The sequence below is a fragment of the Oceaniserpentilla sp. 4NH20-0058 genome (assembly GCF_040371755.1).
GTDB lineage: Bacteria > Pseudomonadota > Gammaproteobacteria > Pseudomonadales > Oceanobacteraceae > Bermanella.
Window position 1 is genome coordinate 1 of the sequence record NZ_BAABWE010000006.1, and the last position, 12,205, is coordinate 12,205.

Consider the following 12,205-nt stretch of genomic DNA (forward strand, 5'->3'; position numbering starts at 1 on the left):
AATATACAATTAAGCAAAAACGTATCTCACAAATAAGTAGGGTAAGTGAAGGCACTAACTTTCCCGATTTTGTATTCGTCGGATAGGCGAAGATTTAAACGAACTGAAATGGCTGTCTTAATAGTTTGTGGCTTAAGCCGCAATATCGAAGGCAAGGGTGAGTGTATGCTGTTCTCTAGCCAAGCACGGGGTGCTCATAGCTGTGTTGTGTAGAATCATTGGTGCAACACAAAAATGCACGATGCACACAGCGTGAAACCCAATGATAAGAAGGCGTGACTTCAAGACTGACCTGTTGTTTCCTTGGCTTTTTCAGTATTAATAGTTATTACCTATACGCAAAGTTTCATCACACGTCTAAATCCCCGCTGCAGCGATGGCTTTGTACTGCGTTGTAACCTTGCCAGCAGCCCTTATTTTGGGGCTTCCCTCATGGAAATCTGCCCTCGTTAGCGCTATAGTTGCCTCATTATTTTTTATTGATTCCAAACCCTTCTGAACAGTGTATTAGGCTTAATTATTGATCAGAATGTGTACATTAGGAGTGACCATGAGTCAGCTAATCATTTTTGATACCACCATGCGTGACGGCGAACAAAGTCCGGGCGCTTCTATGACCCGTGACGAAAAGGTACGCATTGGTAAAGCGTTGGAAAAAATGCGTGTGGATGTGATCGAAGCAGGTTTTGCAGCGGCTAGCCCTGGGGACTTTGAATCCATTGCCGCAGTGGCAGCAGCGGTTAAAAATAGCACTATTTGTTCGTTAGCCCGTGCCGTTGATGGTGACATTGACCGCGCAGCAGAAGCGCTAAAAGCGGCTGAGCGTAAACGCATACATACTTTCATTGCTACCAGCCCCATTCATATGGAGCACAAACTACGCATGTCACCAGACCAAGTGGTTGAACGGGCCGTATATGCGGTAAAACGTGCCCGTAGTTACGTGGATGATGTGGAGTTCTCGTGTGAAGACGCTGGTCGTTCAGAAATGGACTTCCTATGTCGTATTATCGAAGCGGCTATTGATGCGGGTGCACGTACGATCAATATTCCTGACACAGTGGGTTATGCCATTCCGGAAGAGTTCGGTTATAAAATCAAAACCTTGTTAAATCGCATTCCTAATGCCGACAAAGCTATTTTCTCTGTGCATTGTCATAACGATTTAGGTTTAGCGGTTGCTAACTCATTGGCGGCAGTTGCCAATGGTGCACGCCAAGTGGAATGTACCATAAACGGTTTAGGTGAGCGGGCAGGTAATGCGGCCCTTGAAGAAATTGTTATGGGAGTACGTACGCGCAGTGATTTATTTGAGGTGACCTCTAATATTAATACAGAGATCATCGTGCCTACTTCCCGTATGGTTTCTACTATTACCGGCTTCCCTGTACAGCCAAATAAAGCCATTGTGGGTGCCAATGCGTTTGCCCACGAATCGGGTATTCACCAAGACGGTGTGTTAAAGCACCGCGAAACCTATGAAATTATGCGTGCTGAAGACGTTGGTTGGGGCGCAAATAAAATGGTCATGGGCAAACACTCTGGCCGCGCTGCGTTCCGTTCACGTTTAGAAGAGTTAGGTGTGAATTTTGAATCGGATCAAGAATTAAATTTAGCGTTTGCGCGCTTTAAAGAGTTGGCCGATAAAAAACACGAAATCTTTGATGAAGATTTACAAGCGCTGGTCAGTGCCACTCGCTCAATGGATGAAAAATACCAATTGGTGACTCTAGAAGCACTAAGCCAAACCGGCGAAACACCAAAAGCTAAATTAACACTGGCTGTTGATGGTAAAGAAGAAACAGTTGAGAGTGATGGTAGCGGCCCTGTGGATGCAGTATTTAAAGCCATTGAAAGCAATGCTAATTCTGGTGCGAATGTTCAGTTGTATTCGGTAAACGCCATTACCCAAGGTACTGATAGCCAAGGGGAAGTGACGGTTCGCTTAGAAAAAGGCGGTCGTATTGTAAATGGTTTGGGCAGCGATACTGATATTCTAGTGGCATCAGCCAAAGCATATATCAACGCACTTAACCTGTTAGAGAACAATAACGATAAAGCCCACCCTCAAACTTCTGGTGTGTAGCGCTAATGTTATATAGTGCTGCCCAGTTAACTTATCTTGAGCACCTAGGTATTGATGTCTGGGTGCCAAAAGATTTACCTGTGCAGCAAAGCGCCATTGAGCCAGAGCTGACAAACACAGTAGCCCATTCGGAAGCTGAATTTGTTGCGCCTGTTCATTATGAAGACGTGCCGCCGGCCCAGTATAATGAACAAAGGGCTGAGCCTGCGCAAGCTTATGAACAAGCGCCTTCTGTTACCCAAGTTCCGGCACCTACTCAGTCTGTACCTCCAGCGCCAATGGCGGCGCCCAATTTGAATTCGGCGTTAACATCGTCGATACCTGCGCCAGCGTTTCCAAAAGCGGCGCAGCCAGAGACAACTCAGGTTAATCGGCTTGAGTTTCATGTTCAGTTTTGGTGTTACAGTTCAGGTGTATGGTTTATTAGTGGTGATGTAAATGTTACGCCGCAACAACATAAGCTGGTGCACAATTTAGCCCAGTTTATTCAAGGTAAAAAACGCAAACCGCGTCATGTGAATGTGTTCTCTTGGCCTATGATTGATAGCCCAAATGTGGATCAAGGTGCTGATGTTGCCAATAAATATTTATTATCTCACATAGAGCGTTTACAACAGGCGTGTGAGCAAAAACAGGTGTTTGTGTTTAATGACTGTGATTTTTACCCTGCCGATTTACCTCATGTGAAGCTAGATGTAACACTCAATGAGTTGTTATCTAACGCCCAAGCCAAGCAAGTGCTGTGGCAACAACTGTTGTCATTCCAACTGCCAGAATAATTGTTCGAGATTTATTATGCTCACGTTTCGCGAAATGACGCTGGCCGATATTCCGTTTATACATGCCATTGAAATGCAAGGTTATGATTTTCCATGGTCGAAAAATCTATTTGAACAAAATATCAAATCAAAAAAATATTGTGTGGTGGCATTAGAAAAAGACATTATCATAGGTTATGCCATCTTATCTTATGTGGTGGGCGAGGCTGAGTTGCTGAATCTTTGTATTGACCCGTTAGCTCACGGCAAAGGTTATGCAAAAGCCTTGTTGGATCATCTGATTGATCATGCCAGTGAAAAAGACAACCAAGATATGTATTTAGAAGTACGGGTAACGAACGCACCAGCCATTCATATATATGAACAAGCAGGCTTTAATGAAATTGGCCGTCGTAAAAATTATTATGCCACTAAAGCAGGTAATGAAGATGCGATTTTAATGGCTTTGCCGTTGTTTAAAGATTAAATAAATTACACACATATGTAAAAAAAGCCTGTCCGTAAAATACGCACAGGCTTTTTTATTGCTAGGGTGTTGGCTAATTAAAGCGCATTACCTTCAGCATCTTCTGGGTTTAGTTGATGATTATCCACGCTCTGTGATGCCGTTGGAATCCAAGGGGCGAGACATTCGCGGTCTTCAACACATGGATCAGTCAGGGCTTCTAAGAAGGCCACTAATTGATCCACTTCACTGTCACTCAACGCTAAGTTTTCTGGTACTAGACTATCACCTGCGGTTTGCTCTGCTTTAAGTTTAGCAAGAGCCGCACGGCTATTATCTTCAGCGTTAGGGTACAAAGTTGCACAGTTTGTCATGTCTTCAAACTGAGGTAAGTTACATACCCCCATACCATTTTGGTTGGCGACAAAATCATTGGTTGATTTAGTTTGATTTACATAATGACGAACCACACTTTCAAGGGTGGGCATACTACCACTGTGACTGTATGGGCCAGTTACTTTAATGTTAAGTAGTGAAGCCGTACGGAACGCATATTTGTCGTCAGCATCACCTGTTTCACGGAAGCGGCCAAAGTCATCACTGCCATCGGTGCCGTCACCTTTACCGATACCAATTTGCGGATATGCCACAGTATGATGTTTTTCGTCGGTAAATAGTTGACCTGTGTGACAAGCAACACAGCCTGCACCGCCATTTTCAGGAGTTGTGAAGAAAAGCTTCGCACCTTTTTTGGCTGTTTCACTGATGGCATCTTCATCACCATCCATGTAACGCTGCCAAGGGTGATCAGTAAACACCATTGAACGCTCATACTCTGCAAGGGCGTGGGCAATGCGATCATAAGTAATTAAATCTTCTGCGGCAGTTGCTCCACCAAATGCGGTTTGGAATTCAGTTAACCAAGTATTGGCGCCAATTCCATCAGCAATGCCTTCGCCATAGTTACCGATACGGGCGGCGAGGTGGTCACGGACGTCTTGATTTGAGTTGCCAGCTTCAAAGGTAAAGCCTCGCATTTCATCAGCAGAGGTAACAGGAAAGCGAGCTTGTGCTGCCGCTAGGTTACGTCCAGCGTTATTGTCTGCAGTACTAAAAGTAGAGTCTGGCGAGCGAATATCGCCACTGGCACCATTGGTACCTTCAACTACGTTTAAAGATTCAACGCGAGAGTCATGAAATAAACTGTTGTCCCACAAACCTAGGTTGAAAACGGTAGGAGCATTACGTGGTACGCTAGGTAAGGATTCTGTTGCGCCATCCATGTGAATACGGCCTAAACCTAATAGGTCTTCATCATTTGAAGAGACACCCACAGAAAGAGATAGATCATCACCACCACCAAGTACAGGATGGTGACAGGTCACACAGGCGCTATCAAAGTCACCGCCAAGCGCTTTGGTAAAAAATAACTTTTTACCTAATTGAGCAATATCATCATTAATACTGGGTAAATCACGTTGTGGATGATCGTTGAGATTTTGATCTTCGATGATGTTAGATAGCTCTTTATCAAGCTTAGTATCATCACATGCGGAAAGTCCCATAATTGAGACTAAAGCCAAAGGTAGGCTGATTATTTTGTTATTCATGTATCTCTCCCCCGAGGAGGCGAGATTATAAACCCGTATAGAATGAAAGTGTTTAGAAATTCCAGATAAAGTGGTACTTAAGTATGGGTTTGTGCAAAACAGAGGGAAACTGCCATGTAAAATACATGGCAGGGAGTAACTATGACACTTAACTTATCATGCAAGTTTGTCTGTAGCGACGTGGTATTTAGGGTCTTCAATCACATCTACTTCAACCATATTACCAGCCTTGGTAAGTAGCTTGCGGCATTCAGGACTTAAGTGTTTAAGACTAAGGGTTTTGCCTTCTTGGTTATAGCGTTCAGCTAGGGTGTCGATGACCTCTAAACCAGAATGGTCTGCTACTCGGGAGTGTTTGAATTCAATGATTACTTGATCAGGATCGTTTTTAGGATCAAATAACTCAAGGAAAAACGAAGTAGAGCCAAAGAATAGTGGGCCGTGCAGCTCGTAAGTTTTCACCCCGTTTTCTTCTTTGATGTCAGCACGAATATGTTGTGCGTGTTCCCATGCAAATACCAATGCAGAGACAATCACACCAATAATCACCGCCATGGCTAAGTCAGTGGCCACCGTTACACCAGAAACCAGAATCAAAACAAAGGCATCTGTTTTAGGGATTTTCTTAAGGATACGCAAGCTCGACCACTCGAAGGTGCCTAGCACTACCATCATCATCACACCTACCAGTGCCGCTAATGGAATCTGCGCAATAATGTCAGAGGCAAACAGGATAAACATAAGCAAGGCAACAGCGGCAGTAATACCAGACAAGCGACCACGGCCACCGGAGTTAATGTTAATCATAGACTGACCAATCATGGCACAACCACCCATGCCACCAAAGAAACCGTTTACAGTGTTAGAAGCACCTTGGGCGATGCATTCTTTATTACTGCGTCCACGGGTTTGGGTTAATTCGTCGATTAGGGTCAGTGTTAGTAGTGACTCTATTAGTCCAACACCAGCTAAGATTAAGCTGTACGGTAAAATGATCCATAAGGTTTCAAGGGTAAATGGGACTTCTGGAATACTAAACTGTGGTAGGCCGCCAGCGATATTGGCCACATCGCCCACGGTGCGGGTGTCTAAACCTAACCAAATAGCTCCGAAACTCACCACTACAATGGCCGCTAACGCAGAAGGGATAGCATTGGTTAGTTTAGGTAAGAAGTGAATAATGGCCATAGTTAAGGCCACAAGGCCAAGCATGATGATTAACGCATTGCCTTCCAACCATGCTTTCATACCTGCATCGTCAACAAATTTGAACTGCTCAAGCTGGCTTAAGAAAATCACAATGGCTAAGCCATTTACAAAGCCCAGCATGACAGGCTGAGGTACAAGGCGTATAAACTTACCTAATTTTAGGATACCTGCTGACATCTGGATCAAGCCGGTGAGTACCACCGCTGCAAATAAATATTGAACACCGTGATCAGCCACCAATGCCACCATTACAACCGCCATAGCGCCAGTTGCGCCACTGATCATGCCTGGGCGACCACCAAAAATAGAGGTAATCAAGCCCACCATAAAGGCGGCATATAAACCAACTAGAGGATTTACACCTGCTACAAAGGCAAACGCCACGGCTTCAGGCACTAGGGCAAGTGCCACGGTTAAACCCGAAAGAATATCGTTCTTAGGGTTGTCCGTGGTTTTTTTGATGAGATTAAACATCTGATCTCCGATTAAAAAATGTTCAGCTGTAAAAAGTGCGCGTAGAGTACCTAAAATGCCTTAAAATAACCAGCAAAGCCGCGAAACACAGGAATTATAGTGAGTATTGAATCGGGTTTAATTCCCCTTTGGTTTGTGTACCTAATGTATCTGCCATGTATTGGGATTTTATTATGGGCGTTATGTCGAGTGAACTGGACGGCATTGAAACACGAATCCATATTACAGCATGTTTTTTACAGTGCCTGTGTGGCGCTGGCAGTTTTGTGGTCCATAAGGGCAGGGCTTAGTAGTGGCCTAGGTATTCACTTTATGGGGTTAACCGCCGCAACCTTAGTAATGGGCTGGCCATTGGCGCTGATAGCTGGGGCCTTGGGTTTACTTGGGGTGAGCATTTTAGGGCTTGAAGCGTTTGATGGGTTTGCGGTGAACTTTATGGTTTCGGTGGCCTTGCCTGTATTGACGTCCTATTGGGTTTTGACGTTAGTGCAAAATAAACTGCCTGCGAATCCATTTGTGTATATCTTTTTATGTGGCTTTTTTAATGGTGCGGTTTCCATATTGGCTGTGGCTTGCACGACCTCTTTAATGCTTGGGTTGCTGGAGGTGTATTCTTGGGATGCGGTTTACGAGGAGTATTTTCAATATTTGCCGTTAATGTTATTTCCCGAAGCGTTTATTAACGGCATGGTGGTAGCGGGTGTTATGGGCACGTTTCCCTACTTGTTAAGCTCATTTAATGTGGAAAAATACTTCAGTGATGATTAATTTTTTTAGCTTTCTTTTTTACTTTAGGCTGCTTAGGTGAACGGTTTGTAAAAAGGCTTCACAGATTTGAATCCAAGAGTGTAAATCCTCGTCTACGGCAATGCCTTGAACTTGAATTTCCCTAGAGGCCAGAACTTTATCTAGGTTAACCAACGGTTCCTCTCATAAAACACAGTCCACCGAACATTTTTTTCAGGTCAATATCGGCACGATCCAAAAATACTCTGTTATTCGCTGGGCTCAACCTTCATCGTATGTCATGTGATATTTTACTTGTCTGACTTATAAATACTGGTTTTAGGTTGAGCAAATACGCGGCGCAGCATGGGTTCAAATTCACTTAACGGCAGCGTGTCGTAGTCTGGGTCGAACGCAGGGTTATCATAATAAGCACAAAATTCGGCGGTACGCTCGAAACAAGGGTGGCCTTTAAATTGGTCACGCATGTTTTTATCAAGGCCAATATGTTCAAAAAAGAAGTGACCTTGGAAAATAGCATGGTGCTTGATCATCCAATGATTTTCTTCGCTCACAAAGGGCTGTAAAATAGCTGCGGCAATATCAGCGTGATTAAAGCTGCCTAGGGTATCGCCAATATCATGCAATAACGCGCACACTATGTACTCTTCGTCGCGGCCATCGCGCAGAGCGCGAGTTGCAGTTTGTAATGAATGCTGAAAGCGATCAATGGGGAATCCGCCAAAGTCGCCGTCTAATAGTTTTAAATGATCTATCATCCGCTCAGGTAGGTTTTGCGCCATATGCATGTGCTCTGAGGCTAATACTTCCCAGTCGGCTTTGGTGGTTTCATCTAAACGGGTAAACGTAGGTTTATGGCTCATAATGGACTCTTTTTATTATTTTGTTTTAATCTACCTGAAATAATTAGCGATTGCGATTAGCATAGGGCTAACTTTAATTAAGTTGAACATTAAGGACGATGCCCAATGGCAGTAGAAGTTGAATTACTGGATTACCATAATCCTAAACATGCCAGTGAGCTGGTGGATTTAATGAATCAATACGCATTAGATCCCATGGGAGGCGCTCAGCCTTTGAGCGATTTTGTGACGCAGAACCTAGCTAGTGCTCTATCAAAGCGAGAAGATGCCTTCAGTCTGATTGCTTATATAGATAATAAGGCCGTAGGCCTAGTGAATTGCATGGAGGGCTTTTCAACATTCTCATGTAAACCCTTGGTAAATATTCATGATTTAGTGGTCGATAAACATTACCGAGGACAAGGGGTCGGCCAACGTTTATTGGCTAAAGTGGAAGAATTAGCCCGAGAAAAAGGCTGCTGTAAGCTCACCTTAGAGGTTTTGTCAGGTAATCATGTGGCAAAAGCCGTTTATGAAAAACACGGTTTTAGTGATTATGCATTAGATCCTGAAAAAGGCAGTGCTCTCTTTTGGCAAAAAAATCTGTAAATATAAAAATCAATATGATTATAAAAGGATGTGTTATGAAAATTGTTTTATCAATTCTAATGGCGATTAGTTTGAATGCTTGCGCTATGAATGAAGTGTCATCCCATGGAATGGCAGACAGTAAAAAAATTGCAGATGGAATGATACATGTGGCCAGCCAGTTTAGTGTCAAACAAACGGCTGACCGCCTAGAGACATTATTGAAAAAGAAAGGCATGAAAGTATTTAATCGCGTGAATCATGGGCAAGGGGCTGCAAGCGTAGGTGTTAAATTAAATCCAACGGAACTGGTTATTTTTGGTAACCCTAAAGTGGGATCTCCGCTTATGCAATGTGCTCAAACCATGGCATTAGATTTACCGCAAAAAGCATTAATTTGGCAGGATAAAAACGGTAAGGTTTGGCTCAGTTATAATGACCCTGAGTACTTACAAAAACGCCATAAAGTAAAAGGGTGTGAAATGGATTTTGCTAATATTAAAAAAGCGCTGGCGGGTTTAGCAAAAGCGGCGGCGGTGGATGATTTGATTATTCAGCTTAATGGATTTTGACAATAACAATTATAGTTTTAAGTTTCTTTTATGGCAGCTGTATAACTCAAGGTTTAAAAAAAGAGTTACTTCCTAAGCTGCCTAAATCAGCGACCATTGGTTTAAATACATTAAACGGGCATAAACCATCTGCTTACATTGAAGCAGGTAAATTTAAATTAAGCGCCCAGTGTTAGTTTACACTTGGGTTCGCGGTTCTAGGGTGCCATCCTCACCATTCCTGTTGGCCTTCTTCGGCGTCTACTGTTGTAACGGTGCCTGCGTACTGAGCCGTCTTTAAAACATCACCCTGACTGTTTAAATAGGTTAAACCAATTAAACAGGTTTTATTCTTTTTTACCGAAAAATATGCCCAAACCTGAGCACAGGAGAGGGGGATCGCTATTTATTGATTTATATCAGGTCATAGCAATAGTTAGGCCAAAATGATTTAGAGCCGAGGTACGATAAGACGGGAACCCAGAGACGTTGCCCATTACAAGTGCATTATCGCCTAATGTTCAAATGGAATACGTTTGGAATATTTTGACGATTAATTAAATAGGAAGAAAGCCCCACATAAGTTATAAAAAATGGTAAGAAAATGAATGGGTTGCGAGTGTACAAATGATCAAGAGCGACGTAAAAAAAGCACATGGAATTGACGGCACCATGCTTTATCCCCATGATTGCTGGATTAGAAAGGAATGGGTGGCGTAATGTCCCGGCAAATACGTCACTATAAAATACGTCTCGGGACGTTGAATAAACTGTTATGCACTATGAATAAATTAATTCCCGTTGCCATGATTGGCTTTATTAGCACCTTTGCTCAAGCTGAATGTACTACTAAGCAGAATGAGCAAGCGATTCCATTATCCATTAAATACACCTCCGCCGGAACTAAAGCAGGAGGGAATCACGGGCATATGGATAAAGTGGTTATAGAAACTCCATTAGTAGTCGGAGTGCTTGAGTTATCTGGTATGGAAATAACTGAAGGTGAAGTCGCTAACTTCTGGATACCGTTAGCCTATAAAGCAGTTGATTTCATTGCTCGTACAGAAATTAGCGGTTATAAAGAAGAAATTAGAAATTTTGAGGTCGCTGTATATTACACTAGCGAGAATTGTCAAAAATCAATACAGCGCTTACTTCGATAAGAGCATAACAAGGCGCTCAAGCTATGGACGCAGTAAACTGCGCCGCTTAGCATGAGCGTTACAAGAGAGGTGGTATGAAAGAACAACGTGGAAATATGATAACGGCCGTAATTATCATCGTGACTGTTACGGAGATTATCTACCTTATTAGCCCGGATCTACCACAAAGTATTTTTGAGCATATATACAATGTGATTGCTACTCTTATAGCAGTTCCATATTTGTATTACATAAGTGGTGCCGTGAAAATGCGAAAAGGGGAGGTAATACATGATTATCGCGTGCGCGATTATGTATGGAGATTTTATGTTGGGTCTTTTGTAAGTCTATATGTTTATATGCCGATCTACCTTCTGTTTTTGAGGAAGATTTCCGCCACAGATGAAAGCCTATATATATTCGCAAGAACGATATTTCCGTTGGTGTGGTTTCTAGTTTGTTGGGGCTTGTTCGGTAACAGAAAACGAGAGAATCTGGTGTTTGTAGTCCGACTAATTAGAGGTTATTAGCTTCTAACCAGACGATGTACCAGACCTATACTGCGGGACTTTTGATTATGCATTCGCTTCGCTCATTTTTTCATAATAATAAATCGACTAAGGCACTCAGGATAATGAAATTGTCTTAGTTGGTGTTGTTAGGCCTGACTTCACTATAAAAAATCTGAAACCATGCGAATTCCTTATCATGAGTGTCTGAATAGAGTTTTGAATAGAGCTTTTATCAAACTTTCAAAAAACCATATGTGCTTGATTAATAAGCGCTAGGGTCAAGATAACTTTAGAGCGTCTTCCGTTTGGCTTTAAGCGTTCAAGCTAGAAACAAAAAAGCCTCAATATTTCTATTGAGGCTTTTAACGTCAGAGTCAAGATAACTTTAGAGCGTCTCTCGTCTTCCGTTTAGCACTAAGCAGTCATTATTTAGCCGCTTCGTATGCAGCCATGCTGTCTACGATGGCTTTTTTAGCTTCGTCTGCACTGCCCCAGCCTTCAACTTTCACCCATTTGCCTTCTTCTAGGTCTTTGTCGTTTTCCAAAAAAGGTGGAGAGTTGCAATTTGGTCGCTTTTTAAAAGGCACAAAAAAGCCCGCATGTGAGCGGGCTTTTCAGATTAGATGCTAATTATTTAGCCGCTTCGTATGCAGCCATGCTGTCTACGATGGCTTTTTTAGCTTCGTCTGCACCGCCCCAGCCTTCAACTTTTACCCATTTGCCTTCTTCTAGGTCTTTGTAGTTCTCGAAAAAGTGTGCAATTTGGTCACGTAACAACTTAGGAACATCGTTGATGTCTTGGATGTCTTCATAAGCTTTGCTGATTTTAGTGTGCGGAACCGCTAGTAGTTTAGCGTCTTCACCGGCTTCGTCTGTCATGTTTAAAACGCCTACAGGGCGACAACGAATTACAGAACCCGCTTGTACTGGGTAAGGGGTGATTACAAGTACGTCTAGGGCATCGCCATCATCCGCTAGGGTTTGGTTCACAAAACCGTAGTTAGCAGGGTAGAACATAGGGGTGGCCATGAAACGGTCAACCATTAATGCGCCGCCCATGTCTTTATCAATTTCGTATTTGATAGGGCTAGAGTTCGCTGGAATCTCAATAGCTACGTAGATATCGTCTGGAGCGTCTTTGCCAACTGGGATTTGATCGAAATTCATGATGAATCCTATGTTTAATCTGTGGATAAAAAAGGTGGGCGGATTATACAGGG

At 43.0% G+C, this 12,205-nt stretch carries 12 protein-coding genes; 7 read left to right on the top strand and 5 right to left on the bottom strand.

Annotated elements, in window-relative coordinates:
• Positions 1-550 precede the first annotated feature (550 nt).
• The 3 genes from ABWV45_RS09075 to rimI are packed head-to-tail and all read left to right on the top strand — an operon-like array spanning position 551 to position 3,331.
• Positions 551-2,086: a 2-isopropylmalate synthase gene (locus ABWV45_RS09075; protein WP_353350860.1), complete on the top strand. Its 1,536-nt coding sequence runs from the start codon at positions 551-553 to the stop codon at positions 2,084-2,086.
• Between the two features lie 5 nt (positions 2,087-2,091).
• Positions 2,092-2,865, top strand: coding sequence for a hypothetical protein (locus tag ABWV45_RS09080; RefSeq protein ID WP_353350862.1), 774 nt, complete (start codon positions 2,092-2,094; stop codon positions 2,863-2,865).
• A 16-nt stretch (positions 2,866-2,881) separates the two neighbouring features.
• The gene (rimI, locus tag ABWV45_RS09085) at positions 2,882-3,331 is read left to right on the top strand and encodes a ribosomal protein S18-alanine N-acetyltransferase (RefSeq protein WP_353350864.1); all 450 of its coding nucleotides are present in this window, start codon (positions 2,882-2,884) and stop codon (positions 3,329-3,331) included.
• A gap of 77 nt (positions 3,332-3,408) precedes the next feature.
• Here rimI and ABWV45_RS09090 read toward each other — a convergent pair whose 3' ends face one another.
• Together ABWV45_RS09090 and ABWV45_RS09095 are read right to left on the bottom strand one after the other, a co-directional pair.
• Positions 3,409-4,920: a cytochrome-c peroxidase gene (locus ABWV45_RS09090; protein ID WP_353350866.1), complete on the bottom strand. Its 1,512-nt coding sequence runs from the start codon at positions 4,918-4,920 to the stop codon at positions 3,409-3,411.
• Positions 4,921-5,076: 156 nt separating this feature from the next.
• A complete protein-coding gene (locus ABWV45_RS09095) occupies positions 5,077-6,603 on the bottom strand; it encodes a SulP family inorganic anion transporter (RefSeq protein ID WP_353350868.1) in 1,527 nt (508 codons plus the stop codon).
• Positions 6,604-6,702: 99 nt separating this feature from the next.
• Here ABWV45_RS09095 and ABWV45_RS09100 point away from each other — a divergent pair, with 99 nt between their 5' ends.
• Positions 6,703-7,371, top strand: a complete 669-nt coding sequence (locus ABWV45_RS09100) for an energy-coupling factor ABC transporter permease (protein WP_353350870.1) — start codon at positions 6,703-6,705, stop codon at positions 7,369-7,371.
• A 269-nt stretch (positions 7,372-7,640) separates the two neighbouring features.
• On the opposite strand, the gene ABWV45_RS09105 is transcribed toward ABWV45_RS09100, so the two are convergent.
• On the bottom strand, positions 7,641-8,213 hold the full coding sequence (locus tag ABWV45_RS09105) for an HD domain-containing protein (protein ID WP_353350872.1): 573 nt from the start codon (positions 8,211-8,213) through the stop codon (positions 7,641-7,643).
• Between the two features lie 105 nt (positions 8,214-8,318).
• Here ABWV45_RS09105 and ABWV45_RS09110 point away from each other — a divergent pair, with 105 nt between their 5' ends.
• The 3 genes from ABWV45_RS09110 (at position 8,319) to ABWV45_RS09120 (ending at position 10,494) form a co-directional block, all read left to right on the top strand.
• Positions 8,319-8,801: a GNAT family N-acetyltransferase gene (locus tag ABWV45_RS09110; RefSeq protein ID WP_353350874.1), complete on the top strand. Its 483-nt coding sequence runs from the start codon at positions 8,319-8,321 to the stop codon at positions 8,799-8,801.
• Positions 8,802-8,836: 35 nt separating this feature from the next.
• A complete protein-coding gene (locus ABWV45_RS09115) occupies positions 8,837-9,352 on the top strand; it encodes a DUF302 domain-containing protein (protein ID WP_353350876.1) in 516 nt (171 codons plus the stop codon).
• A gap of 698 nt (positions 9,353-10,050) precedes the next feature.
• Positions 10,051-10,494: a hypothetical protein gene (locus ABWV45_RS09120; protein ID WP_353350878.1), complete on the top strand. Its 444-nt coding sequence runs from the start codon at positions 10,051-10,053 to the stop codon at positions 10,492-10,494.
• 916 nt (positions 10,495-11,410) lie between these two features.
• Here ABWV45_RS09120 and ABWV45_RS09125 read toward each other — a convergent pair.
• Together ABWV45_RS09125 and ppa are read right to left on the bottom strand one after the other, a co-directional pair.
• Positions 11,411-11,572 (bottom strand): hypothetical protein, encoded by a 162-nt coding sequence (locus ABWV45_RS09125; RefSeq protein ID WP_502914675.1) that lies wholly within the window; start codon positions 11,570-11,572, stop codon positions 11,411-11,413.
• 43 nt (positions 11,573-11,615) lie between these two features.
• Complete coding sequence (ppa, locus tag ABWV45_RS09130) at positions 11,616-12,152, bottom strand: inorganic diphosphatase (protein ID WP_502914676.1); 537 nt, start codon at positions 12,150-12,152, stop codon at positions 11,616-11,618.
• Positions 12,153-12,205: the final 53 nt, after the last annotated feature.